Genomic DNA, 25,230 nt, shown 5'->3' on the forward strand with positions numbered 1-25,230 from the left:
TGAATACGACGCGCACCGTCGGGGGGCAAGCTCAGAAGGACAAAGCCTGCAGACGTTCGAACAGTTGCACCAAACCGGTGCGGTCGAGATTGGCAAAAGCGATGCGAACCTGACGTTTTCCGGCCGGATCATTTTCAGGCATGAACATGGTACCGGGCAACAGCAGAATGCCTGCTTCGGGGACCAGCCGTCGTGCCAGTTCGTCCGATGGGATATCGAACGGATGTTCGAAATAGGCGAAATAGGCGCCCAGACCCAACAGACGCCAGCCCTTTTCGGTCAGGCGTGGCAAAAGCTCGGTTATCGCGGCGCGGCGGTCGAGGACCTCATCCCGTTCGCCCGCAAGCCACTGAGACAGGTTCTGCATTCCCCAAAGGGCAGCATGTTGGCCTATCTGGCCGGGGCAAATTGCAACCGTGTCCAGAAATTTTTCAATTTCCGACAAAAGCTTAGCTTCGGTTCCAATCGCGCCGACACGGTGGCCGGTCAGCCGATACGCTTTAGAAAAGGAATAGAGGTGGATCAGGGTTGCGTCCCAATCGGGCTGCGCAAATAGATCATGCGGTGGGCCGCTGCGGCTGTCGAAATCCCTATAGGTTTCGTCAACGATCAATCGGATGCCTGCTTCCTGCGCAAGATCATAGAAAGCCCGGACCAGAGGGGCAGGATATTCCACACCTCCGGGATTGTTCGGGGTCACAAGAACAATGGCGCGGGTTTTGTCGGTGATCAGAGCACGGGCCGTGTGCGGATCGGGTAGCAGAGCGTCATCGGTCGGCAAATCCACCGTCCGAACCCCGGCCATGTCCAGCCACATCTTGTGATTAAAATACCAGGGCGTCGGAACAATCACTTCGTCATCCTGATCGGTGATCGCTGTGATTGCAGCGGCGAAGGCCTGATTGCAGCCTGAGGTGATTGCCACCTGCGCGCTGGACACTTGCGCGTCATAGTGCGTCCCGATCTGATCAGCGAGCTGTGATCGGAGGGCGGGATTGCCCAGAACAGGCCCATAAAGATGGGCACTGTCTTGGGTCATGGCAAAATCGGCTATCGCCTCGCGCAGCGCCATCGGCGGCGGATCAACAGGGGCCGCCTGACTGACATTGATCAGGGGGCGGTCATCAGGGAACTCCACCCCCTCCAACCAGCGCCGTGCCTCCATAACCGGAGGTGCAAATGTCGCGGTGGTGCGGGACTGGGTCATAACGGGCCTGTCCTTTTTGTGAGGCTTAGCCTCGCGCTCTTTGGGAGGGAGGCTTTAGTCGGTGCCGCGATAGGGCTCGACATACTGCAGGGCCATATCCCACGGGAAGAAAATCCAGGTGTCCTGGCTGACCTCGGTGATGAACGTGTCCACCATGGGACGACCCTTGGGCTTGGCGTAAACCGTAGCAAAATGAGCATTGGGGTACATTGCACGCACCAGCTCCAGTGTTTTGCCGCTGTCGACAAGGTCATCGATGATCAGAACGCCTGTGCCGTCGCCCATCAGTTCCGCGTCGGGGGCCTTGAGAACTTCGGCCTCTCCCTGATCCTGATGATGGTACGAGCGGACGCTTATCGTATCGACCGTGCGAATATCCAGTTCGCGGCTGACGATCATCGCAGGAGCCATGCCGCCGCGGGTGATGGCCACAACTGCGCGCCATGCGCCACCATTGGGGCCTTGCCCGTCCAACCGCCAAGCCAGAGCGCGGGAATCACGATGAATCTGATCCCAGCTGATGTGAAACCCTTTTTCGTGGGGCAGACGATCCTTGGCGCTCATGATCCTTACCCCTTTTCGACGTCTAGTGCGTCGACGGCTTTCATGCCGACGATATGATAACCCGAGTCCACGTGCAGGTTTTCACCTGTCACGCCGCTGCTGAGATCAGACAGCAGATACAGTGCCGATTTACCGACATCGTCGATGGTCACGTTGCGCCGCAGGGGCGAGTTATACTCGTTCCATTTCATGATATAGCGGAAGTCACCGATGCCGCTGGCAGCCAGCGTCTTGATCGGACCGGCCGAGATCGAATTGACGCGGATACCGTCCTTGCCCAGATCCTCGGCCAAATACTTGACCGATGCTTCCAGCGCGGCTTTGGCAACACCCATCACGTTATAATGGGGCATCACCTGTTCCGCGCCATAATAGGTAAGGGTGATTGCGCTGCCGCCTTCTCCCATCATTTTTTCCGCACGCTGCATCACGGCTGTGAAGGAGTAGACCGACACATCCATAGTCAGTTTGAAGTTCGCGCGAGAGGTGTCGACGTAACGGCCCCGAAGTTCGTTCTTGTCCGAGAAACCGATGGCGTGAACAACGAAGTCCAGTTTGCCCCATTTCTCTTCCAACGCGCTGAAAAGCGAGTCGATCGATTCCTCATCGCTGACGTCGCAGGGCAGGACAATCTCGCTGCCAAGTTGCGCCGCCAGCGGATCGACGCGCTTCTTAAGTGCGTCGCCCTGGTAGGAAAAAGCCAGCTCCGCTCCGGAATCGGACAAAGCGCGGGCTATTCCCCATGCGATTGATTTATCATTGGCCAGTCCCATGATGAGGCCGCGTTTGCCGGCCATCAACTGATTTGACATGTTAGGTTCTCCGCCTGTCCTTCGCATCATGTTGGGATGGTTTATGCCATTGGGTGCGCTGCATCAAGGCCGCGCGCTCTTGCCCGTGGCGGGTTCTCGCCCTAGGGTGGGCTTTAATAGTTTCCAGGGGATGGGAATGAGCGAACGTGACGGCATATTTGCCGGCACCGATCCGTTTGAAATAGCGGAGCGGTGGCTGGCTGACGCCAGAGAGAGTGAACCGAACGATCCGAACGCGATTGCATTGGCAACCGTCGATTCGGACGGCATGCCGAATGTGCGCATGGTTCTGCTAAAAGAGATCGAACCGGCAGCTTTCATTTTCTACACCAATTACGAAAGTGCCAAGGCAGCCGAGTTGGACAGCGCCGGGAAAGCTGCATTTGTAATGCATTGGAAATCTCTGCGGCGTCAAATCCGAGTTCGTGGTACAATCACCAAAGAAAGTGGGCCGCAGGCAGATGAATATTATGCGTCCCGCTCGTTGAAAAGCCGATTGGGGGCCTGGGCATCCAAGCAGTCTCAGCCTCTCAGCAGCCGTTCGGCTCTGATGGCCGAAGTGGCGAAGGTGACGGCCAAATTAGGTCCGAATCCGCCACGTCCGCCGTTCTGGGGTGGCTATCGGCTGGTGCCAACCGAAATCGAATTTTGGGCTGATGGTGCCTTTCGGTTGCATGACAGGTTCCGGTGGCAGCGGGATCAAGTTGATTCCGACTGGCTGATACAGAGGTTGAATCCATGACGTTCGCGTATCGTGAAATGCAAGTTGCTGAAAGCAAAGTAATTTTTCAGCTTGAATTTGCGGACCATTCCCATACACATCGGACCCTTAACGAAATGAAATTTTTCGCGATGGGAACGCCGTGCCAGAAGATCTGAACAACATGTACCGCGTCCGTGGACACGTGAAATGGTTCGACCCTGCCAAGGGCTACGGATTCGTTGTGTCTGATGAGGGCGGTCCGGATATCTTGTTGCACGTCAATGTATTGCGGAACTTCGGCCAAAGCTCGGTCGCGGATGGCGCAGGCATAGAAATCATGACCCACCGCACGGACCGTGGCGTTCAGGCGGTTGAGGTCATCAGTGTCGATCCGCCCGCACGGACGGACACCATGATGCTGGCCGATTTTGCCGAGCTTGATCCCGTTGAAATCGCAGCTGCTCCACTTGAGGCTGCACGGGTTAAATGGTTCGACAAAGGCAAGGGCTTTGGCTTCGCGAATGTCTTTGGTCGTGGCGAAGACGTGTTCCTGCACATCGAAGTTCTGCGACGCTCTGGCCTGTCGGATTTGCAGCCCGGCGAGGCCCTCGCGATGCGCGTTATCAGTGGCAAGCGTGGACGTATGGCGGCTCAGGTCCTGGCCTGGGAAGCTGCTCTGGATGATTGAGTGATTCATGCCAAAGTTTTTTCCGGGTTTCTTAGCGGTTTTGTTGCTTTGGTCCGGAATGACTTGGGCGGCTTGCAAGCCTGATCAGATCGATATCAAAAACGACTCGGCGCAGATTCGGTTCAATATCGAACTGGCAATTTCCCCGCAGGAGCGGTCGCGTGGATTGATGTTCCGCGAGTCGCTGCCAAACCGTTCGGGGATGCTGTTCGTTTTTGATCCGCCGCAGCCTGTCGTGTTCTGGATGAAGAACACGCTGATTCCGCTAGATATCATTTTCCTCGATCGGGCGGGTACAGTGACGCATGTCCACCAAGGTGCGATTCCCGGTGATCTGACACCAATAGAAGGCGGCGATTCTGTCTTTGCGGTGCTCGAAATCAATGCGGGACTGGCGGCGCGCTACTCGATAAAACCCGGAACTGTCGTGCGGCATGAAATTTTTTCCCAAGGTCCTGCAATTTGGTCCTGTTAGGGCTTTTCAAATCGGATTGGCATCGTTAGGAAGGCGCACGGTCCGGGGCGTGGCGCAGTCTGGTAGCGCACCTGTTTTGGGTACAGGGGGTCGTAGGTTCGAATCCTGCCGCCCCGACCACTTCTTTCACTTATGCTGGTGAACCACCCAACGCTTGGTAAAGCGCGCCAAGCGCCTTATCCAGCGTTTCGCTTTCCACTGGAACTTTGACCGACGGGCCGCTTCTGCGTGGCACGTTGAAATACAGCTCGGCATCGACTCGGTACCCTGAGTTGTTCTTGGTCGTTGTCAGCCGCATCACGCTTTTGGGCAGGTCCTGAGGGTAACCGTCATAGTTGAGAATCAGAAACGCGGTTGTGTCCGGGGGGAGAAACTCGGTGCATTCGAAAACGCGATTTCCGGTGTTTTTAAAGTGTTCACCCGGGCCATCGCAGCTGATCTCAAACGTATCGAACAGTCTTTTTGGAAAATTGTCGAATTGTGCGCTGCGGGCCGGAGGGGGCACATCTTGTGGTGTGCAGGCCACTATCAGGGCCAGAACCGGAATTAAACGTAACAACGACATCTGCCCTGATCCTCTTTATCGACCGTGTTAGCCGTCTAGCGCGAAGCCGTCCGTCAAAATGATCGCATCGTGATTCTTTTCCACCCTATCCACCTTAACGTTAGATTATCAAATTCCGATAACTATGCCGGAGAACACGGTTAATTACTCTGTGTGTTTTTAGATTCAGTGTGGAAGTTCGGTGGATGAACCTGTGGAGGAATCACGGCAGGGAATTCTGCGGCAAGTTCTCAGAATCGGGTCAACACAAAAGATATCAAAAATGACTTAAAAATGGCGTTGACGATCTATGGTCCGATACGTCAAGTTGTATGGGCCGGAAGGGATGCCACTAAATCTGGTAGTAAAACCAGCATAGGGCACAGGGCGAGGGTCGGAAAGCACATCATAGTAACGTGCAACCGTTTGATCGGTTTTGCGCTGGTGAATGCAGCGGCTGGCCTATTGCGCCCGAAATTATACGGCATGGCGATCGGTCCGCGTCTGAGGACCTGACGCTGAAGGACAAGTTGATTGAATCTAGGGCGGCGGACATGAAGATTGACAGGAAATTTACGAAACCGGGACAGGACGCTTACGCGGAACTGGACTTTGTCTCAGCTACGTCTGAGATCAGAAACCCGGATGGCACCATCGTTTTCCGCCTGGACAATATCGAAGTGCCGGCGCGTTGGAGCCAGGTTGCAAGCGACGTCATTGCGCAGAAGTATTTCCGCAAAGCGGGCGTCCCGTCCAAGCTGAAGAAAGTTAAAGAAAAAGACGTCCCCGAATTCCTGTGGCGCTCGGTCCCCGCCGATGGCGCAGAATTTGATGGCGAAACGTCTTCGAAGCAGGTTTTTGACCGCCTTGCAGGTGCTTGGGCTTATTGGGGCTGGAAAGGTGGCTATTTCTCGACCGAGGAAGATGCGCGCGCATACTTTGACGAAATGCGCTATATGTTGGCGACCCAACGTGCAGCGCCAAATAGCCCGCAGTGGTTCAACACCGGTCTGCACTGGGCTTACGGAATCGATGGTCCAGCGCAGGGTCACCACTATGTCGACTACAAAACCGGCAAGCTGACGAAATCGAAATCCGCTTACGAACATCCGCAGCCTCACGCATGCTTCATTCAGTCCGTTGATGATGATCTGGTAAACGAAGGCGGCATTATGGATCTTTGGGTGCGCGAAGCGCGCCTGTTCAAATACGGCTCGGGCACCGGGACCAACTTCAGCCATTTGCGCGCAGAAGGCGAAGCGCTGTCGGGTGGCGGCAAGTCCTCGGGCCTCATGGGCTTTCTCAAGATCGGCGACCGCGCCGCTGGCGCGATCAAATCAGGCGGGACAACCCGTCGAGCAGCAAAGATGGTAATCGTCGATGCAGATCACCCGGACATCGAGAAGTTCATCGAATGGAAGGTGATCGAAGAGCAGAAGGTGGCCTCGATCGTTGCCGGATCGAAGATGCACGAGAAGATGCTGAACGGCATTTTCGAGGCCATCCGCTCATGGGACGGCGCGCAAGACGATGCGTATGATCCCAACAAGAATGACAGCCTGAAGAAAGCGGTTCGCGAAGCCAAAAAGGTCGCGATCCCTGAGACTTATATCAAGCGCGTGCTGGATTACGCCAAGCAGGGTCACGACAGCATCGAGTTCCCGACCTATGATACGGACTGGGATTCGGAAGCCTACAGCTCGGTCTCGGGCCAGAACTCGAACAACTCAATCCGCGTGACCAACGCTTTCCTGACCGCAGTTGAGAAAGACGCGGATTGGGAACTGATCAATCGCACCGACGGCAAGGTTTCCAAGACCGTCAAGGCGCGCGACCTGTGGGAAAAGGTCGGTCACGCCGCATGGGCATGCGCCGATCCGGGTATCCAGTTTCATGACACCGTCAACGAATGGCACACATGCCCCGAAGACGGAGCCATCCGCGGCTCGAACCCTTGCTCGGAATACATGTTCCTCGATGACACGGCCTGTAATCTGGCGTCGATGAACCTTCTGACCTTCCTCAAGGATGGTGAATTCCAGGCGGCGGACTACATGCACGCGTCGCGTCTGTGGACCCTGACACTGGAAATCTCGGTGACGATGGCGCAATTCCCGTCGAAGGAAATCGCGCAACTGTCCTATGATTTCCGCACCTTGGGTCTGGGCTATGCCAATATCGGCGGTCTGCTGATGAACATGGGCTACAGCTACGACTCGGACGAGGGCCGGGCCATCTGTGGCGCGCTGACCGCGATTATGACCGGTGTGGCCTATGCGACCTCGGCGGAAATTGCAGGCGAGCTTGGCCCTTTCAAAGGCTATGAGCGTAACGCAGACCACATGCTGCGCGTCATCCGTAACCACCGCCGCGCATCCCAAGGAGTGACCGAGGGTTATGAAAAACTGGCGGTGAAGCCGGTGCCTTTGGACCATGGCAACTGCCCGGACAAGCGTCTGATCGATCTGGCCATGTCAGCTTGGGATGAGGCGCTGAGCCTCGGCGAGAAAAACGGCTACCGCAATGCGCAGGCGACCGTGATCGCGCCCACCGGCACCATCGGTCTGGTGATGGATTGTGACACCACCGGGATCGAGCCGGACTTTGCTCTGGTCAAGTTCAAGAAACTAGCCGGTGGCGGTTACTTCAAGATCATCAACCGCTCGGTGCCTTCTGCGCTGGAGAAGCTGGGTTATTCCTCGTCTCAGATCGAAGAGATCGTAGGTTACGCGGTCGGTCATGGCACCATCGGCAATGCGCCGGGGATCAACCACACGTCGCTGACCGGTCACGGCTTTGGCCCCAATGAACTGGCCAAGGTGGATGCTGCGCTGGAAAGCGCTTTTGATATCCGGTTCGTCTTCAACCAGTGGACACTGGGCGAGGATTTCTGCACTGGCGTGTTGGGCATCCCAGCGACCAAGCTGAATGACCCGACCTTCGACCTGCTGCGCCATCTGGGCTTTACCAAGGCAGATATCGACGCGGCGAACGACCACGTTTGCGGAACCATGACGCTGGAAGGCGCGCCGCACCTGAAGGAAGAGCACTATTCGATCTTCGATTGTGCCAACCCGTGCGGCAAAAAAGGCAAGCGTTTCCTTGGGGTTGATAGCCATATCACTATGATGGCCGCGGCGCAAAGCTTCATCTCGGGCGCGATCTCGAAGACGATCAACATGCCAAATGACGCGACCATCGAGGACTGCCAGAAGGCATACGAACTGTCCTGGTCGCTGGGTGTGAAGGCGAACGCGCTGTATCGTGATGGCTCGAAACTGTCGCAGCCTCTGGCGGCGGCGCTCGTCGAGGATGACGATGAAGCCGCTGAAGTGCTGGAAAGCGGATCGGCACAGGAGAAAGCTGTCGTTCTGGCCGAAAAGGTAATCGAGAAGGTTGTGGTCAAAGAGATGATCCGCAGCCATCGCGAGAAACTGCCGCATCGCCGCAAGGGTTATACCCAGAAGGCGATCGTGGGCGGGCACAAGGTTTATCTGCGAACGGGTGAGTTCGAAGACGGTAAACTCGGCGAGATTTTCATCGATATGCACAAGGAAGGCGCTGGCTTCCGGGCGATGATGAACAACTTTGCCATCGCCGTGTCGGTTGGCCTGCAATACGGCGTACCGCTGGAAGAGTTCGTGGATGCCTTCACCTTCACCAAATTCGAACCAGCAGGGATGGTGCAGGGCAACGACTCGATCAAGAACGCGACGTCGATCCTGGACTACATCTTCCGCGAACTGGCCGTGTCCTATCTGGACCGGACCGATCTGGCGCACGTGAAACCCGAAGGCGCAACCTTCGATGATTTGGGCCGCGGCGAAGAAGATGGTCTGTCGAATGTCTCGGAAATCAGCGAAAGTGCGGCCTCCAAGTCATTGGAAGTACTGAAGCAAATCAGCTCGACCGGATATCTTCGCAAGCGTCTGCCGCAGGACCTGGTGGTTTTCAACGGCGGCCAACCCGAAGTGAACGGAATGGCTGAACCCGCCGCGCAGTTCGAAGCCCCGGTCGCGGAAACTGCCGTCGCCACGGGTATGGACGCGCGGACCAAAGCCAAGATGCAGGGGTACGAGGGTGATCCTTGCGGCGAATGCGGAAACTACACGCTGGTGCGCAACGGCACCTGCATGAAATGCAACACCTGCGGCGCGACCAGCGGGTGTAGCTAAGGCAAACGCCCCGGCAACCCGGGGTGCAGGGGTCGGGTAGCTGCCACAGGTACCGACCCCGACGAATACGGATCAAGGCGCTGAGACTTACCTTCGATGCCTTGGTCCACTCGGCCGACATGCCCGTGTCGGCCGGGAACAGGGTGGGGCGGAATATTTGCTCTTTCCCACTCTTTCACGGGACGGGTGCGCTCGTCCCATGCGCAGTCCAGGCCGCAGGCAAAAAAACACCGGGCGGTCAACGAAATGAGCCTGGAAGGCGAAACTGACAGGGGGCTTCGGCCCCCTTTCTTTTTTGCGCCTCGAGTCGTTGATTTAGGCAGGGCCTTGCCGGAACGGCGCAAACGCATCGGGCAAGAACCGCCGAAACTCGGATTGAACGTTTCGCCCAGCGGTTGATTGCGGACGCGACTCGGACAAACACGCGGAGAATGGCGCGAAACCGGACATGTTGTCAGGTGGGGCTGGTGATGTTTTCCGGTTGGGTGTCTCTGGTGCCTGTCCGGACGTAAACACACACAAATACCACTTAGGAGGCATCACAATGAAACCGCAAAACCTCGCAATCATTTCCGCATTTGCATTTGGCCTGCCGGCAATGGCCGTAGCGCAGTCAACAGCAGACACCAACGGCGACGGAGTTTTGACCATCGAAGAGGTTCAAGCCGTTCTGCCAGAGGTCGACGCCGATGGTTTCTCGGCTATGGACGCCAACGGCGACGGTTCGCTGGACGCAGATGAAATTGCCGTCGCGCAGGAAGCAGGGTTGCTACCGCCCAGCAACGGCTAATCCCGCGAAGGCATCGGCGGCCCGTCCCCCCACGGGCCGCCTTATTTCAATGAGTTAGGCGGGCAAGTAGATGTTAAACCTGCTGCGCAACTCAGCGTCCAGCAGTGGATCAAATCTGGCCGGAGACGGGGTCGCAAGAATCTCTTCCTTCCGTTTCACTGCCTTTTCGATCAGGTCCGGCTTGCCAATTTCCACCCATTCTTTCGGAGACGACCGGTCGCCAAAAGTGGGATAGACATAATCCGCCTGCATTCGGCTGAGCGTCGCGTCGGTCCCCAGATAATGACCCGGCCCGCCCATGCAAACCTCGGCCATCTGATCCAGTGCCAACGTTTCATCCGTCACCTCAATACCGCGTACACAGCGTTGCGCCTGTCCGATCAGGTCATCGCTAAGGATCAGGCTTTCGTGACAGAATCCCAGCAGCGATGCATGCATGCCCGCAGCTTCATACACCATGTTCAGACCCGAAAGTCCGGCCATGACGTTCGAGCACATTTGCTCCCAACCGGCCTGCATGTCGGGTAGTTTTGCGTCTGACGCGCCTGCGGCTGCGCCGCCCGGCAGGTCGTAGAAGTGGTGCATCTGGGCGCAACCCGCGGTCAGCAGCGCCTGTTCACCGGAACCGATGGACATCGCGCCTGTGCGCAGGTCCAGGCCAAACGGCCAAGTGCCAAAAATAGCTGGTGCACCGGGACTTACAGCGTTTACATAAACCAATCCAGCCAGACATTCGGCGGTGGCTTGCGTGATTGCGCCCGCGACGGTTGAAGGCGCGGTGGCCCCGGCCATTCCGGCTGACAACAGAAGAACGGGCATTCCTGCCTTGATGCATTCCTCCATCACTTCGCAGCTTTCGGTCGCGAACTTCATCGGCGGCACCACAAAGCAGTTCGAATTCGACATAAAGGGCCGTTCGCGCCACTTGTCCTCGCCGCCAGCAATCATGTGAAGCATCTCGATTGCGGGGGCTACGTGGCTTGGTTCGGTGAAGGATGTACCGATATGTTTGTGCGTGCCACAGGTGGTGGCGTAGACCGTATTCAGGTCCATTTCGAGGTTGTCCGGAATATCGCGGCACACCATCGGGCGCTGAACAAAGTGAATATTTTCAAGATGTTCGCAGATCCTGGACGCATCGTGGAGGTCCTGGAGGGTCGAATCCCGGTACTCCTGTCCATGCACGTCGACCATGCTGACAGCTGCTCCGGCGGTGCCATAGTGGACACGGTTTCCCGACAGTTCCAGATCGGATTTACCGTCACGCGAATGCAAAGTGATAGAGCGGTTGGCCTTGGCAATCGTGTCCTCGACCAGTGCGCGGGGAAACCGAATTCTGCCATCGTCGCCCAAGGTGCAGCCTGCGCCCACAAGATAGTCGATCCCACTTTGTGGGGCGTCTGCCAGACCAATCGTTTCCAATGCGGTCAGAGCGGCCTCGTGTATGCGCTCGATTTGCGCCTGGGTCAGAACCTTCAGCGTTCCGCCCTCCATTCCGGCGCGGATTGGACGCAAATGGTCGGGCAGGGCGGTTGCACGGGCCGCACGACGCGCGGCACGGCCGCCGCTGCGCGATGTATTTCGGGTTTGTTCGTTCATATTTTAGAGTCCGGTCGTGAAAGTACGTTCAGGGTTGAGTGTACTCAGACCTCGACCGGCCGCCCCCGTGCGGCACGCCCGCGATCCGCACCAATGGTACGGCTGATCAAGCGGATTTTCCAAACATCACTTTGCATGCGGTTCCTCGAATAGTGACGCGAACTCTCCCAATATGAGGGCGTACAATCTGTCCTGTTTGCGACCTGAGAGGTCAAAAACGAAGCGCTGTGCCTTGTTCGCATCAGTTCTTGCCGTGGGGTAAAGTTTTTTCCCGAATTCGGGAAAATCTGTTATGCTTCTATCACTTATTTAAGAGTGGTTCGTGATCTCAATGGATTTTTAACGATTGCAAACCAAGTATTGTGTGATGAGGCCCGTTGTCTGTTGGGCCAGCTGCAAGGAATTTTGGAGAGGTAGATGAAAGCCCTGACGGCCCTCATTACCACCTGCCTGACAATCGGTAGTGCACCGGTATTTGCAGAGGATTGGACAGGGGCGTATGCGGGCTTCAGTTTTGGCTACGCGGATGTAGACGGGCCAAACGGGTCTGGCGGACATGATACAACCTTTGGTCCGCTCGTTGGCTACGACCACGATTTCGGAAACTTCGTTCTTGGAGGAGAACTGGAGTATAACCGTCTTTCGCTGGATTTAGGGCAGGGCGAAGGCAGCTTGGACAGTGTCGCTCGTCTCAAATTGCGCGGCGGTTATGATTTTGGTTCTGCTCTGGGCTATGTCGTCGTGGGCGCGGCGCGATTAGATGCATCGCCCGACAATGACACCGCTGCGGTCTATGGAATCGGAATTGCCTATCCGATCGGCGACAGTTTCGTCATCAGCGGCGAGGCCCTGCGCCAGGACTTTAACGACGCTACCCAAAGTCAGGGTGGCCTTGACACCAACGTCTTCAACCTGCGTACAACTTTCCGGTTCTGAGAACGCCTATTCCGCCGCGTGGCTTTCCGCCAAGCCGGTTGCGAATTCGCAGATCGTTCTGAGTGCCGCAGCAAACCGATCGTCATCAATTGTCATTGCAACGCGCACGTGACCTGCCGCCGCCTTGCCAAAACTTTCACCCGGCATGACAGCAATTGCGTGAGTGTCCAGCAGCGCGTTGGCGAATTCCTCACCGCTTAGTCCTGCGGCGCGGATATCCAACATCAGGTACATCGCACCTTGAGCCGGCACCAGACTAATGGTGTTCTGCGTGGCAAGAATCGCGATCGCCTGCGCACGACGGCGGCGAAATGGAGCGGCGATCTCCTCTTCAAGATCATGACCTGCATTCAATGCAAAACTGGCTGCGTCCTGAATGAAACCGGGAACGCCATATGTTGTATGCGTTGCCAGATTGATGAGATGGGTGATCACCTCTTCAGGACCGACCACCCAACCGCACCGGGACCCGGTCATCGCGTGCGACTTGGACATCGAACCAACGACCAAGGTACGCTCGGCCATTCCGGGCAGGGTTCGTGGTGAGATATGCTCACCTTCCCAGACCTGCGTGTCATAAACTTCATCCGAGATCAGCCACAGGTCCCGGTCTCGGCAGACACCTGCGATACCGTTCAGTGTCTCGCGCGAATACACGACGCCAGTGGGATTGTTCGGGCTGTTGATCAACAGCGAAACGGCGCCATCGGAGGCTGCATCAATCTGCTGCGCGCGCGGCTGGAACGCGTCCTCGGCCGTAGTCTGGATTGCGCGGGCTTTCGCACCGGCACCACGAATCGTGCCTGGGTAGGTCGCGTAATAGGGATCGAGATACAGACCGACATCGCCAGGATCGCACACGGCTACGTGGGCTGCGAATAGAGCAGATTGGCCGCCCGGCGTGATCAACACGTTGTTTCGGCTTGTCTTCTGGCCGGTGCGGGCCTGAATGCGCGCGGCAACGGTATCGCGCAGCAAATCTGAACCGGGCACCACAGCGTAGCCGGTGTTTCCCTGACGCGCCGATAGATCCATGGCATCCAGAATCGTCGGATGCGTGCGAATGTCATGCTCACCAATGGTGAGTTCAGTTATGACGTGCCCCTCGCTGATCATCCGGCGCGCACGGTAAAATACATCCCACCCATCACTGCCGCCTCCGGTCAGATGAGTGATACGCTGCGACAATTTCATGGCACGCTCCGGTCCTGTCTTTTTGCTGACAGGGCCAGAGGTGTTGAAAAATGTCAATCAGCTTCGTGGGGGCAAAGTGGACTGCACTTTTTTCGTTAGGGACGCCCGTACCAGATCGTAGGATGTGGCCAGTCGATGACGCAGCTCATCCTCGTCACAGTCAAACGGCAGCCGGATCCAACTGCGATGGAAATAGGGGGCTTTGGCGCCGACACCTGCGTCGATCAGCATCTGGGCTGTTTCGATATCCGGCGTTTTTACCGACACGCCGTCATTGGCAGTGCCGATACAGGCAAACATCTTGCCACCGACCTTCCATGCGTCATGGCCTCCGCCCCAAGGGTCGGAAAGGTCAGCTCCTGGAAAAGTGCGGCAGATCGAATTGACGGATTCTCGGCTCATGATTGAAAGGGTGCGCTGGCATGCGCTGAAACTCAAGCCTTGGCTCAACGTCATGTCCGTGTTAGGGGGAAGATATGAACCGTATGACCTGCATCATTATCTGCTGCATTACCTGCTGATTTATCAAGCGGGCCGGTTTCTTTCGTTTTCATCCCTGAGACAAGTTGCTAAGCCCGCGCCAACGCGACACGCTTTGTTGTTCTTAGGAGCCGACCGATGACGACGATCAAACTGCACAACACCCGGACACGGACGAAAGAAGATTTCGTTCCGATCGATGCCGAAAACGTGCGGATGTATGTCTGTGGCCCAACGGTTTATGATCGCGCCCATCTGGGCAATGCGCGGCCCGTTGTAGTTTTCGACGTGCTCTATAGGTTGCTGCGCCATGTCTACGGCTTGGATCACGTAACCTATGTGCGCAATTTCACCGACGTGGACGACAAGATCAACGCGACCGCGCTGGCGCGCCAGAAGGCGGGCGCTGAGGGCACGCTGGAGCAATTGGTGCAGGAGCGGTCGGACGAAACCATCGGCTGGTATCTGCACGACATGGGCGCGTTGGGCGCACTGGAGCCCAATGAGATGCCACGTGCGACTCAGTACATCGCGCAAATGATTGCGATGATTGAGGATTTGATCGCTAAGGGTCATGCCTATGAGGCCGAGGGGCATGTTCTGTTCGCGGTAGATAGTTGGAAAAAGCAATACGGTTCGCTGTCGGGCCGATCCGTCGATGACATGATCGCTGGTGCACGGGTCGAGGTCGCGCCGTATAAGAAAAACCCGATGGATTTCGTGCTATGGAAGCCCTCGACCGATGAGTTGCCGGGGTGGGACTCGCCTTGGGGCCGTGGCCGTCCGGGCTGGCACATCGAATGCTCGGCCATGAGCTATGAGCTGTTGGGTGAAAGCTTTGATATCCACGGCGGCGGCAACGACCTGATGTTCCCGCACCATGAGAACGAGATCGCGCAGAGCAAGTGCGCCCATCCACATGGCGAGTTCGCGCGCTACTGGCTGCATAATGAGATGCTGCAGGTCGAAGGTAAAAAGATGTCCAAATCGCTGGGCAACTTCTTCACCGTGCACGACTTGTTGGAGCAGGGCGTACCGGGCGAGGTGATCCGGTTTGTCTTCTTGCAGACGCATTACCGCAAGCCGATGGACTGGACCGAGAAGAAGGCCCGCGAGGCCGAGACGACGTTGCGCAAGTGGCGGGCGCTGACAGCAGGCGTCGAGCCCGCAGCCAGCGCGGCCCCCGCGGTTGTCGCTGCGCTGAGTGACGACCTGAACACGGCGGGTGCCCTGTCCGAGCTGCACCGTTTGGCAGCAAATGGCGAGGCGGCTGAATTGTTGGCCAGCGCACAAGTTCTGGGTCTGCTGACCGGGGACATGGGTGCGTGGGCGGATACTGCATCGGTGGACTTGACATCTCATGCAGATCGGCTGGCCGATGCTCGCGCAAGTGCGATGCAAAACAAAGACTTCTCGGAAGTTGATCGATTGAAAGCTGCGTATCTGGCTGCCGGTCTTGAGGTTCGAATGAGCAAAGAGGGCGTGGAATTGGTGCCCGGCGCAGGCTTCGATGCGGCAAAGCTGGAGAACGTTTAAATGGCTGATCAAAGTAACACCTGTTGCGCAAAACAGGCGTAATCGATGACTGAGCGCCAGCGGGAGCAAGCTATGACCAAAGAACGCCTCTACCTCTACGACACTACCCTGCGCGACGGGCAGCAAACGCAGGGCGTGCAGTTTTCGACCGCTGAGAAAGTACAAATTACGCAGGCGCTGGATGAGTTGGGTGTCGATTACATCGAAGGCGGCTGGCCCGGCGCAAATCCTACGGACAGTGCGTATTTTGATGCTGCACCAAAAACCAATGCGCGCCTGACTGCCTTTGGCATGACCAAACGGTCCGGTCGTTCGGCCGAGAATGATGATGTTCTGGCCGCCGTGATGAACGCGGGCACGCAGGCGGTTTGTCTGGTGGGCAAGTCCCATGATTATCACGTCACCCATGCCCTTGGTTTTCCGTTGGAGGAAAACGTCGAGAACGTGCGCGCCTCGGTCGCGCATGTCGTGGCGCAGGGGCGCGAGGCGCTGTTTGACGCCGAACATTTCTTTGACGGTTACAAGGACAACCCCGCCTACGCGCTTGAGGTTTGTCGCGCCGCGCTTGAGGCCGGTGCACGCTGGGTTGTCTTGTGCGACACCAACGGCGGGGCCTTGCCTGCGGAAGTGTCTCGGATCGTGTCTGAACTAATCGCGGCGGGTATGCCGGGGGATCGATTGGGTATCCACACACATAACGATACGGAAAATGCAGTGGCGTGTTCCCTGGCCGCCGTCGATGCCGGCGCGCGTCAGGTTCAGGGAACGTTGAACGGGTTGGGTGAGCGGTGCGGTAATGCAAACCTGACCTCGTTGATTCCGACACTGCTGCTGAAAGAACCCTATGCGTCGACCTACGATATCGGCGTCAGTCGTGAGGCGCTGGCTGGTTTGACCCGCGTAAGCCGGATGCTGGACGACATTCTGAACCGGGTACCTAGCAAGCAATCGGCCTATGTCGGTGCATCGGCTTTTGCGCACAAAGCGGGCCTGCATGCCAGCGCGATCCTCAAGGACCCGACGACATATGAACATGTTGAGCCAGAATCGGTTGGAAACACGCGGATCATTCCGATGTCGAACCAGGCGGGGCAATCGAATCTGCGCAAGCGTCTGGCCGAGGCGGGGTTGTCAGTCGAGGCCGGGGATCCGGCATTGGGTCGCATTCTGGAACGGATCAAGCTGCGCGAGGCGGATGGATATTCCTACGACACCGCGCAGGCCAGCTTTGAGCTGTTGGCGCGGGATGAATTGGGGCAATTGCCGCAATTCTTTGAGGTTAAACGATACAAAGTCACGGTCGAGCGACGCAAGAACAAGTACAACAAGATGGTCAGCCTGTCCGAAGCCGTGGTTGTGGTTAAGGTCGATGGCGAAAAGAAGCTGTCGGTCAGCGAATCGCTGGATGGCGCTGGCGGGGACCGAGGCCCGGTGAACGCGCTGGCCAAGGCGCTGGCCAAAGATCTTGGGCAGTATTCGCGGATTCTGGATGATATGCACCTTGTCGACTTCAAGGTGCGGATCACACAGGGCGGTACCGAGGCTGTGACCCGAGTTATTATCGACAGTGAAGACGGGCAGGGGCGGCGGTGGTCCACCGTCGGCGTCAGTGCAAACATAGTCGATGCCTCTTTCGAAGCGTTGCTGGACGCGATCCAATGGAAACTGGTGCGCGATTGCGGCCCCCAGTCGGCAGTTGCCGAGTGAGTGCGCCTTTTGACGACGACGTCAAGGCCTGCGCTGCGCTCTTGCATCGGGCCGATCCGGACCGGTTTATGGCGGCCATGGCGGCACCTGTGTCCGCGAGGGCAGTGTTGTTTCCGATCTATGCGTTAAACATCGAGGTAGCGCGGGCCCCTTGGGTCACGCAAGAGCCGATGATTGCCGAGATGCGCTTGCAATGGTGGCGTGATGCGCTGCAGGAAATAGCCGAAGGCCCGACCGTTCGTCGACACGAAGTTGTCACGCCACTGTCGCGTGTTCTGTCCCCGCATCTTGCATCGATGATGGATGAGTATGTGGCGGTAAGGCGTTGGGATATATACCGAGATCCGTTCGAAGATGAGGATCACTTCGACGCATATATCAACCACAGCGCAGGAACGCTTGCGGTGGTTGTGGCACAGGCGCTGGGATCTGCGGATGAAGAAGTCGTGCGGGATTTCGGTTATGCCGTTGGGATCGCCAACTGGTTGCGCGCCATCCCGGACCTGGAAGCGCGCGGGCGCATACCGTTGCTGGATGGAACGCCAGCGGGTGTACAGGGTCTTGCCGAAAAAGCGTATGGACGGCTGAAACAGGCGCGGTCTCAGCGCCATTTAGTGGCAAAGAACGCAGCCGCCGCGCTCTATTCTGGTTGGCAAACCGAGTTAATTCTAAAGCAGGCCATTGCGCGTCCGGAAAGGGTCGCAGCTGGCACGCTTGGCTCAGGCGAAATCCGCCGCCGCCTTTCCTTGATGGTACAGGCGGCAACGGGACGCTGGTAGCTATCCCCAGCCGAAATTTTCAGATTCTCCATGTCCGACGTACCTGGGGCAAACGCTCCGACGCCATAGTTGCTACGCAAAAGCTGGCCCGAGGCTTCAACGGCCACCCAGTCGCCATTTTGTAGTCAATGAAACCGGCTAGTGGGCGTGCAGTAATGCAGGTCAGATCGATTTCAAGGGCGGCAGTCTTGGTGTGATCTTTGATGGTCGGAACTCCTATCATGCGCAGGGAGCTTGCACCGGTTTGCATGGCCGAAGTGGAAACGAAGCGGATTTCTGGAGAGGCTTCGATGTCAAAGGAATCGCAGTTTTCGAGGTGGTTGTTGAACGGGCTCCAGCTAAATTGACTAGGGTATTTCCGAAGCGCACAACTCTGGCACTTTTACCCCGATCCTGCGCCTAGACGTTTAGGCCGTTCTGGGGCGCATCGTCAGCCACAACAGCGCACCACCCGCCAGTGTCAGAAGGGGAACCATCGCCACGTTCACTGCGGTCCAGCCTTCGATCGGCGAACCGCCGGAACAGTTCATCAACCCGCCTGAAGCAAGCGACGCAAACGTAACGCCACCAAACACCAACAGGTCGTTCAGCCCCTGCATGCGCCCGCGTTCACTGACTTCATGGGATTCGGCCAACATCGTGGTCGCACCGATGAAGCCGAAATTCCAGCCAATGCCCAGCAACATCAGTGAGATAAAGAAATTGCCCAACTCGACGCCCTGCAGGGCTACGACCCCGGCAGCGGCCAGTATGGCCAGACCTAGGGCCACGATTTTTTCGACGCCGAAACGCGCGATCAGCTGTCCGGTGAAAAAGCTGGGGATGTACATCGCCAATACGTGCGTGGTGACAACATCCGCTGCGTCATTGGCGCTGAACCCGCAGCCTACGACAGCCAGTGGCGTCGAGGTCATAACGAGGTTCATCAACGCATAGGAAACCATAGCGCAAATGATCGCCACCGCGATGCGTGGTGTCTTGAGAAGTTCAATCCGGGACCGGCCTTTGGGTGCATCCTCGGACGGTTTTGGTGGCGTCGGTATGTCGAGGAAAAAAAACAATGCCGAACCGATGACGTTCAGGGCAATGACAGCGATGTATGTGCCAAGGAAAGGGATGACGTAAGCAGTCGAGGTCAGCTTGACGATCTGAGGTCCGATGATGGCCGCAGCCAAGCCGCCTGCCATGACGTAGGAAATCGCTTTCGGACGAAACGCGTCTGATGCGGTGTCAGCGGCAGCAAAGCGGTAGAAGCCGTGCGCGCTCATGTAAATGCCGGTTAGAAGACTACCCAGCAGAAACACCGGAAACGAGCCCAGGAACAATCCATAAGCGCCTACCAGACCGCCGCAGGCCCCAGCCGTTGCGCCCACCAGAAATCCGGCACGCCGCCCCCAACGCTGCATAATGGCCGAGATCGGAGTGGCAGCGAGCATGGACCCAAGCACGATCAAGGAAATGGGCAAAGTCGCCAAGCAGGCGTTCGTCGCCAGTGATTGCCCCGCCAGCCCCCCAACGATGAAAATCATCGGCATTTGGGCGCCAAGCAGGGCTTGCGCGGCCACCAAAACGGCGACATTGCGTTTGGCCTGACTGTTGTCGGGGGTGGTGGCGGTCATGGTCATGAGCACATGCGTATCGGCGAAAACGATTGTGCACAAGCGGGTTGCATCTGCGGCAAAGCGGCCTAACGTGCAGGCGAATATTGAGGCCGGAGGGCACATGTCCGTTGGACGGATCATAGAAACACCCGATTGCGTAGCCGAGGGCGCCACCTGGCTGGCAAAAAGCTGCCCGCGCATGGCCTATGCGATCGAGCAAACCGGTCCCTTGCCCCTGCGTCGCCGTCCAGACGGATTTGCGCAACTGCTTAGCGCGATTGTCAGTCAGCAGGTCAGTGTGGCCTCGGCCAATGCGATCTGGAAACGATTGAAAGACGCCAAGTTGACCGGCCCGCGCAAGATCATGTGGGCCACCGACGGCGATCTTCGCGCTGTTGGGCTGAGCCGGCAAAAAATCCGCTACGCCCGTGCCCTGGCTGACGCGCGCATTGATTACTTGGCTTTACGGGACGCATCTGACGACGAAGTGGTGGCGATCCTGACCGAGGTATCGGGTATCGGCGTCTGGACAGCCGAGATTTACGCCATGTTTTCTTTGGGGCGGGCCGACGTGATTGCTCCGGGCGATCTGGCACTGCAGGAGGCTGCGCGTATCCTATATGATTTGCCTGATCGGCCGACCGACAAACAATTGCGCCAGATGGCTGAGGCCTGGTCACCCTGGCGTTCGGTTGCGGCGCGGGTTTTGTGGGCCTATTACCGGGTGGCCAAAGAACGAGAAGGGATCAGATGACACGAGTTTTGAATGCGCTCAGGAAAGAGCCGGTTTCAGGCGACACACGCTCGGTCGTGGTGTTCGTGCACGGCTACGGCGCGAATGGGGCCGATTTGCTGGGTCTGGCCGATCCGCTGGGTGAACATTTGCCCGATACGTTGTTCGTGTCACCTGATGCACCGGAACAGATCCCGGGAATGCCCAACGGGTTCCAGTGGTTCCCGATCCCCTGGATTGACGGATCGTCCGAGGAAGAAGCGCGCCGCGGTATGGAAATGGCCGCCGACGATTTCAACGCCTTCCTCGATGCGCTTATGGTGGATGAGGATGTGCTGCCAGAGCAGGTGGTTCTGTTCGGCTTTAGCCAAGGCACGATGATGAGCCTGCATGTAGCGCCGCGTCGCGAAGATCCGGTGGCAGGAATAGTTGCGTTCTCGGGCCGGTTGTTAGAGCCCGATCTGCTGCCCGACGAAACAGTCAGCCGAATGCCCATTCTTTTGGTGCATGGTGATGCCGACGACGTGGTGCCTCCACAATCGTTGCCCGAAGCCGCCGAGGCACTGCAGGCTGCAGGTTTCAAAGAAGTCTACGCGCATGTCATGAAAGGCACCGGCCACGGGATTGCCCCGGACGGGCTTAGCGTCGCGCTGGCCTTCATGCGCGACAAACTGAGCCTCTAGCGATGATAGCGGTCCGCCCCATGATGCAAGAGGATGTGGCAGACGCCTGCAGAATCCTCAATGAAATCATAGAAATCGGTGGAACGACCGCTTTTGAAACCCCGTTCTCTGAGGCGCTTTTTGCCCAGGTTTATCTGAATGGTGCGGAAAAGATCTGTTGCCACGTTGCCTTGGATGAACAAGGCGAGGTGGCCGGATTTCAGTGGCTTGGCACCAATGACGATCTGCCGGATGACTGCGCGGATATTGCCACCTTCACCCGGCGCGAACCGGTGTTGAAAGGGGCCGGGCGGGCCTTGTTTTCGGAAACTACAACCCAGGCCGCAGCCCTCGGGTTCAACACGCTTAACGCCACCATTCGGGCGGACAACCGGCTGGGGCTGAGCTATTACGACAAGATGGGTTTCCGCGACTACTCGGTCGCATACGCTGTCGCATTGAACGATGGAACGCCCGTCGACCGGATTTCCAAGCGGTTTGAGTTGAAAAAGGACACGGCATGCTGATTGTTACCGGAACGGTTGAAGTGTCGACGGATGGAGTCGACAAAGCCATAGCAGCAGCACAGAGAATGGTTGCCGAGACCGTGAAAGAGCCCGGTTGCCTGATCTACGAATTCAGCCAGATACTGGGGCAAGCGAACCGGTTCCGCGTCTATGAAGAGTGGCAGGATCAGGCCGCGCTCGAAGCGCATTTTTCCGCCCCTCATATGGCAGAGTTTCAGGCCGTATTGGGAGACGTAGGCGTGGTTTCCAGCGATATCTACCGCGTTGCCGGGGGTGTAAAGCAACCTCTGCGCTAAGGTATCAGGTCCATAGATGGCCTTCGGCGAATTCCACCGAGTTTCCGGCGGGGTCCCGAATATAGAGCGACCGTGCCCCGTTCGGCCAATCGAATTCAGCATCAATTGGGATATTCCACTCCAGCAGATGCTTGCGCATTTCTTCGATCTGGGGTCGTGACAAAGTCATGCAGACGTGACCGGGTCCACGCGCGCCGTGTGGCGGGACGGGCAGGTTTGGATTCCCCGGCGGCTTTGCCGTCTCATCTGCGTTGAATAGCAACAACACCGATCCGCCCACGCGGAAAAACACATGCCGGTTTGCGACGCGTTGTATGGGCTCCAACGCCAAAATATCACCGTAGAACCGTTCTGCGGCATCCAGATCACCAACATAAAGGGCGGCCTCAAGAATCCCTTCAGGGGAGGGTGTGCTTCGGGTGACTTTCATGCCTTAAGCCTATCACAAAAGGGGCGTTTTTGTCACCTGCGTGGGCGGCGGTCCCTTTTACGTTGTGGTGCTGAATTCAAGGCGGGGGTTGGCAGGCTGTCCCATTGGCCAAGGTTTAACCCGGCCAAAGTCCAGTCGCCAATCCGGGAGCGGATAAGACGCAAGGTCGGGTGGCCCACAGCTGCAGTCATGCGTCGTACCTGCCGGTTACGGCCTTCGCGCAAAGTCAGTTCGATCCAGCAATCGGGGACGGATTGGCGGACCCGGATCGGCGGGTTTCGAGGCCACAGGGCTTCGGGTTCGTCCATCAATCGGGCCTTTGCCGGCCGCGTCACCCCGTCCTTCAGTTCAACCCCGTCGCGCAGTGCCTTCAACGCAGCAGCATCGGGCAGACCTTCGACCTGAACCCAATAGGTTTTGGGCATCTTGTGTTTGGGATCGGATATTTGCGCCTGCAACTTGCCAATGTCTGTCAGCAGCATCAGGCCCTCGCTGTCGCGATCCAACCGGCCCGCCGGATATACGCCAGGCAGGTCGATGTAGTCCGATAACGTGCTGCGCGGCGAATCCGCATTTGCACGATCCGTAAATTGCGGCAGCACGTCGAAGGGTTTATTGAATCGTATGAACCAGCTCATGATCTTGCCATAGCGTGCCCGACACGGCGAACGCAACCTGTGGATAACTGTCACGTCTTTGTTACGGAGCAGGCTTAACCAATACCCGAGATATTGTGGAAACTCAGGGCTTGTCAGAGTTTTAACACGATATATAGTTAAGTTAAGGCCGGGGCGGGTGTTCCCCGCTCTGATGTCAAAAAAGGGCAGAGCAGAGCGAGGAGCGATTCCGATATGGACGGAGAATTCAGGACCGAATTTGTCAGGGAACCGGGTGCCCTAAAGCACCATCCGGCATTGGTTTTGAACGCCGATTATCGCCCATTATCCTATTACCCACTGTCCCTGTGGCCGTGGCAAGAAGCGATCAAGGCGGCCTGGCTGGACAGGGTGGATATCGTGGCCGAGTACGACGAGGTCGTCCGAAGCCCGAGTACCGAGATCCGAATACCGTCGGTCGTTGTCCTCAAAGACTATGTAAAACCCAGAAAGCGCGTGGCCTTCACGCGCTTTAATTTATTTCTGAGGGATGAATTCCGGTGCCAGTATTGCGGATGTCGTGACAACCTGACTTTTGACCATGTTGTTCCGCGAGCTGCCGGTGGCGTGACCAGTTGGCAGAACGTTGTTGCGGCGTGCAGCCCATGTAACCTTCGTAAGGGGTCGAAATCGCTACGGCAGGCTGGCATGTCGCTGCGCAAGCCGCCACGCCAGCCCGATGCTGAGGCGTTGCGGAATATCGGACGGAAATTCCCACCAAACCATCTGCATGACAGTTGGATCGACTTTCTGTATTGGGACGCGGAACTGGACGAGATGTAGCGCTTACTTCGCCCGGAAGGCGGCCAGCCAGATCAGGACCAGCCCAGCTGAGAGCAGGGCGTTCCACCCCGCCATCGACAATCCGAACATTTCCCATGGGATATCATCACAGCGCACAAGTGGCGCGGACATGATTTGATCCATCAGTTCCTCAGCCGACAAACCGCCAATATCGCCCGACGTGCAACTGGTTGGACCTTCCCACCATTTCTGCTCGACGCCTGCGTGGTATATGCCAATTCCCGCTGTCACCATCGCGGCAATAGCGCCCAATAGGGGTAGTGGGCGAATGCCCGGAAAGGCAAAGGCAAGAATGCCGATCAAAATGGCTGCGCCATGGGGATAACGCTGCCAGATGCACATCTTGCACGGAGCCATGCCGCCCAGATATTGAAACGCCCACGCACCCAATAAAAGAGCGGCGGATCCGCCAGCAGCAATCAGGATCAACAGTTTTTTGCGCGTCATAGGTATCTCACTGCCAAAAACCCACCGAACAGCAGGATGACAAACAGGGTAAACATAAGGCCCAGGCGTTTTTCGATGAAGTTTCGAATGGGTTCACCGAACCCCCAAAGCAATCCGGCAACAATAAAGAACCTGAGCGCACGGGCCAGAATCGACGTGGCAACAAAGGTCCCTAGCGGCATACCCGTCCAACCGGACATGATTGTGATGACCTTGTACGGGAACGGCGTAATACCTGCGCCCAACACAGCCCAGAACCCGAAGTCATTGAACCGGGTGTTGAACTCTTCCATGGCGTGCGCCTTGCCCATCGATTCCAGAATGGGCTGGCCAATACTCTCATAGAAGAACGCACCGATTGCATATCCCAACATACCGCCCAGCACCGACGCCACCAGAGCGACCGTTGCAATCAACCATGCGCGCGACGGGCGGGCCAGGATCATGGGAATCATCAGAACGTCGGGGGGAATCGGAAAGAAGGAGCTTTCTACAAACGCCACAACAGCCAACGCCCACAGGGCGTGCGGATGTTCCGCCAGACGAATGGTCCAGTCATAAAGCGATCGCAACATAAGACGCTAGTATCCCGTTCTCTTGTTGGCCAAGCCAAACCACGCGCCTGATGAGCCGTCAACCGTGCCCGGAGAAAACAAACTGAATATCGGTTGTTTTTTGCCTCTGGACCTTCCCGAATATGAAGGCTAATCCAGTGTTCGTGGCCCAAGTGGCGGAATGGTAGACGCAGGGGATTCAAAATCCCCCGGTAGTGATACCGTGCCGGTTCGAGTCCGGCCTTGGGTACCAAAGTAAAAACAGAGGGTTAGGGAAACCTGCTCTCTGTTTTTTCTTTTTGGGAGTTTTACGCTCTCGCGGCGTCATTTT

26 protein-coding genes, 2 tRNA genes and 1 pseudogene are annotated in these 25,230 nt (G+C 57.2%); 16 read left to right on the plus strand and 13 right to left on the minus strand.

Features of this window, described 5'->3' with window-relative positions:
* Positions 1–31: 31 nt before the first annotated feature.
* The 3 genes from GOW92_RS00780 to fabI are packed head-to-tail and all read right to left on the minus strand — an operon-like array spanning position 32 to position 2,583.
* The gene (locus GOW92_RS00780) at positions 32–1,207 is read right to left on the minus strand and encodes an aminotransferase (RefSeq protein ID WP_170557140.1); all 1,176 of its coding nucleotides are present in this window, start codon (positions 1,205–1,207) and stop codon (positions 32–34) included.
* A 54-nt stretch (positions 1,208–1,261) separates the two neighbouring features.
* Positions 1,262–1,771 (minus strand): xanthine phosphoribosyltransferase, encoded by a 510-nt coding sequence (gene gpt / locus GOW92_RS00785; protein ID WP_170557142.1) that lies wholly within the window; start codon positions 1,769–1,771, stop codon positions 1,262–1,264.
* Between the two features lie 5 nt (positions 1,772–1,776).
* Entirely contained in the window at positions 1,777–2,583 is an 807-nt protein-coding gene (gene fabI, locus GOW92_RS00790; protein ID WP_170557144.1) for an enoyl-ACP reductase FabI, read from the minus strand.
* Between the two features lie 136 nt (positions 2,584–2,719).
* Between fabI and pdxH the strand changes: the two genes are divergently transcribed.
* The 4 genes from pdxH to GOW92_RS00810 all read left to right on the plus strand — a co-directional run bounded on the left by pdxH (position 2,720) and on the right by GOW92_RS00810 (position 4,569).
* Positions 2,720–3,325: a pyridoxamine 5'-phosphate oxidase gene (gene pdxH / locus GOW92_RS00795; protein WP_170557146.1), complete on the plus strand. Its 606-nt coding sequence runs from the start codon at positions 2,720–2,722 to the stop codon at positions 3,323–3,325.
* 142 nt (positions 3,326–3,467) lie between these two features.
* Positions 3,468–3,974 (plus strand): cold-shock protein, encoded by a 507-nt coding sequence (locus GOW92_RS00800; protein ID WP_174822401.1) that lies wholly within the window; start codon positions 3,468–3,470, stop codon positions 3,972–3,974.
* Positions 3,975–4,032: 58 nt separating this feature from the next.
* Positions 4,033–4,449 (plus strand): DUF192 domain-containing protein, encoded by a 417-nt coding sequence (locus GOW92_RS00805; protein ID WP_254452915.1) that lies wholly within the window; start codon positions 4,033–4,035, stop codon positions 4,447–4,449.
* A 43-nt stretch (positions 4,450–4,492) separates the two neighbouring features.
* Positions 4,493–4,569: transfer RNA gene (locus GOW92_RS00810), tRNA-Pro, on the plus strand.
* Positions 4,570–4,579: 10 nt separating this feature from the next.
* Here the strand turns inward: GOW92_RS00810 and GOW92_RS00815 are convergent.
* Positions 4,580–5,014, minus strand: a complete 435-nt coding sequence (locus tag GOW92_RS00815; RefSeq protein ID WP_170557150.1) for a hypothetical protein — start codon at positions 5,012–5,014, stop codon at positions 4,580–4,582.
* Positions 5,015–5,547: 533 nt separating this feature from the next.
* Between GOW92_RS00815 and GOW92_RS00820 the strand changes: the two genes are divergently transcribed.
* Both GOW92_RS00820 and GOW92_RS00825 read left to right on the plus strand, forming a co-directional pair.
* Entirely contained in the window at positions 5,548–9,168 is a 3,621-nt protein-coding gene (locus GOW92_RS00820) for a vitamin B12-dependent ribonucleotide reductase (RefSeq protein ID WP_170557152.1), read from the plus strand.
* Between the two features lie 544 nt (positions 9,169–9,712).
* Positions 9,713–9,958, plus strand: a complete 246-nt coding sequence (locus GOW92_RS00825) for a hypothetical protein (protein ID WP_170557154.1) — start codon at positions 9,713–9,715, stop codon at positions 9,956–9,958.
* A gap of 54 nt (positions 9,959–10,012) precedes the next feature.
* On the opposite strand, the gene GOW92_RS00830 is transcribed toward GOW92_RS00825, so the two are convergent.
* Positions 10,013–11,557: a trimethylamine methyltransferase family protein gene (locus GOW92_RS00830; RefSeq protein WP_170557155.1), complete on the minus strand. Its 1,545-nt coding sequence runs from the start codon at positions 11,555–11,557 to the stop codon at positions 10,013–10,015.
* Between the two features lie 417 nt (positions 11,558–11,974).
* Between GOW92_RS00830 and GOW92_RS00835 the strand changes: the two genes are divergently transcribed.
* On the plus strand, positions 11,975–12,493 hold the full coding sequence (locus GOW92_RS00835; protein WP_170557157.1) for an outer membrane protein: 519 nt from the start codon (positions 11,975–11,977) through the stop codon (positions 12,491–12,493).
* Between the two features lie 6 nt (positions 12,494–12,499).
* On the opposite strand, the gene GOW92_RS00840 is transcribed toward GOW92_RS00835, so the two are convergent.
* Positions 12,500–13,687 carry a pyridoxal phosphate-dependent aminotransferase gene (locus tag GOW92_RS00840; RefSeq protein WP_170557159.1) on the minus strand — a complete coding sequence of 396 codons (1,188 nt, stop codon included), beginning with the start codon at positions 13,685–13,687 and terminating at the stop codon, positions 12,500–12,502.
* A 57-nt stretch (positions 13,688–13,744) separates the two neighbouring features.
* Complete coding sequence (locus tag GOW92_RS00845; RefSeq protein WP_170557161.1) at positions 13,745–14,089, minus strand: MmcQ/YjbR family DNA-binding protein; 345 nt, start codon at positions 14,087–14,089, stop codon at positions 13,745–13,747.
* A 216-nt stretch (positions 14,090–14,305) separates the two neighbouring features.
* Between GOW92_RS00845 and cysS the strand changes: the two genes are divergently transcribed.
* The 3 genes from cysS (at position 14,306) to GOW92_RS00860 (ending at position 18,189) form a co-directional block, all read left to right on the plus strand.
* On the plus strand, positions 14,306–15,703 hold the full coding sequence (gene cysS, locus GOW92_RS00850; protein WP_170557163.1) for a cysteine--tRNA ligase: 1,398 nt from the start codon (positions 14,306–14,308) through the stop codon (positions 15,701–15,703).
* A gap of 72 nt (positions 15,704–15,775) precedes the next feature.
* Positions 15,776–17,410, plus strand: coding sequence for a citramalate synthase (gene cimA / locus GOW92_RS00855; RefSeq protein ID WP_170557165.1), 1,635 nt, complete (start codon positions 15,776–15,778; stop codon positions 17,408–17,410).
* Positions 17,407–18,189 carry a squalene/phytoene synthase family protein gene (locus GOW92_RS00860; protein ID WP_368040234.1) on the plus strand — a complete coding sequence of 261 codons (783 nt, stop codon included), beginning with the start codon at positions 17,407–17,409 and terminating at the stop codon, positions 18,187–18,189. The genes cimA and GOW92_RS00860 overlap by 4 nt, the downstream gene beginning before the upstream one ends.
* A 19-nt stretch (positions 18,190–18,208) precedes the next feature.
* On the opposite strand, the pseudogene GOW92_RS25250 reads toward GOW92_RS00860, so the two are convergent.
* Both GOW92_RS25250 and GOW92_RS00870 read right to left on the minus strand, forming a co-directional pair.
* Positions 18,209–18,508, minus strand: a pseudogene (locus tag GOW92_RS25250) (YceI family protein); the annotation flags it as partial.
* An 88-nt stretch (positions 18,509–18,596) separates the two neighbouring features.
* On the minus strand, positions 18,597–19,814 hold the full coding sequence (locus GOW92_RS00870) for an MFS transporter (protein ID WP_170559278.1): 1,218 nt from the start codon (positions 19,812–19,814) through the stop codon (positions 18,597–18,599).
* Between the two features lie 97 nt (positions 19,815–19,911).
* On the opposite strand from GOW92_RS00870, the gene GOW92_RS00875 reads away from it, so the two are divergent.
* From GOW92_RS00875 to GOW92_RS00890, 4 genes are read left to right on the plus strand one after another with little or no spacing between them, the layout of a single operon-like run.
* On the plus strand, positions 19,912–20,544 hold the full coding sequence (locus tag GOW92_RS00875) for a DNA-3-methyladenine glycosylase family protein (protein ID WP_170557169.1): 633 nt from the start codon (positions 19,912–19,914) through the stop codon (positions 20,542–20,544).
* Complete coding sequence (locus tag GOW92_RS00880; RefSeq protein ID WP_170557171.1) at positions 20,541–21,206, plus strand: alpha/beta hydrolase; 666 nt, start codon at positions 20,541–20,543, stop codon at positions 21,204–21,206. The genes GOW92_RS00875 and GOW92_RS00880 overlap by 4 nt, the downstream gene beginning before the upstream one ends.
* A gap of 2 nt (positions 21,207–21,208) precedes the next feature.
* A complete protein-coding gene (locus GOW92_RS00885) occupies positions 21,209–21,712 on the plus strand; it encodes a GNAT family N-acetyltransferase (RefSeq protein WP_170557173.1) in 504 nt (167 codons plus the stop codon).
* A complete protein-coding gene (locus GOW92_RS00890; protein WP_170557175.1) occupies positions 21,706–22,008 on the plus strand; it encodes a putative quinol monooxygenase in 303 nt (100 codons plus the stop codon). The genes GOW92_RS00885 and GOW92_RS00890 overlap by 7 nt, the downstream gene beginning before the upstream one ends.
* Positions 22,009–22,012: 4 nt before the next feature.
* Here the strand turns inward: GOW92_RS00890 and GOW92_RS00895 are convergent, their stop codons facing one another.
* Both GOW92_RS00895 and GOW92_RS00900 read right to left on the minus strand, forming a co-directional pair.
* Complete coding sequence (locus tag GOW92_RS00895) at positions 22,013–22,438, minus strand: VOC family protein (RefSeq protein ID WP_170557177.1); 426 nt, start codon at positions 22,436–22,438, stop codon at positions 22,013–22,015.
* Between the two features lie 32 nt (positions 22,439–22,470).
* Complete coding sequence (locus GOW92_RS00900; protein WP_170557179.1) at positions 22,471–23,076, minus strand: pseudouridine synthase; 606 nt, start codon at positions 23,074–23,076, stop codon at positions 22,471–22,473.
* Positions 23,077–23,289: 213 nt separating this feature from the next.
* Between GOW92_RS00900 and GOW92_RS00905 the strand changes: the two genes are divergently transcribed.
* The gene (locus GOW92_RS00905) at positions 23,290–23,877 is read left to right on the plus strand and encodes an HNH endonuclease (RefSeq protein WP_170557181.1); all 588 of its coding nucleotides are present in this window, start codon (positions 23,290–23,292) and stop codon (positions 23,875–23,877) included.
* Between the two features lie 3 nt (positions 23,878–23,880).
* Here the strand turns inward: GOW92_RS00905 and GOW92_RS00910 are convergent, their stop codons facing one another.
* On the minus strand, positions 23,881–24,345 hold the full coding sequence (locus GOW92_RS00910; RefSeq protein ID WP_170557183.1) for a disulfide bond formation protein B: 465 nt from the start codon (positions 24,343–24,345) through the stop codon (positions 23,881–23,883).
* Positions 24,342–24,920 (minus strand): YqaA family protein, encoded by a 579-nt coding sequence (locus tag GOW92_RS00915; protein WP_170557185.1) that lies wholly within the window; start codon positions 24,918–24,920, stop codon positions 24,342–24,344. Before GOW92_RS00915 ends, GOW92_RS00910 begins: the two co-directional genes overlap by 4 nt.
* 146 nt (positions 24,921–25,066) lie before the next feature.
* On the opposite strand from GOW92_RS00915, the gene GOW92_RS00920 reads away from it, so the two are divergent.
* Positions 25,067–25,152: transfer RNA gene (locus GOW92_RS00920), tRNA-Leu, on the plus strand.
* Positions 25,153–25,230: the final 78 nt, after the last annotated feature.

Source organism: Ruegeria atlantica (assembly GCF_013032505.1).
Lineage (GTDB): Bacteria > Pseudomonadota > Alphaproteobacteria > Rhodobacterales > Rhodobacteraceae > Ruegeria > Ruegeria atlantica_F.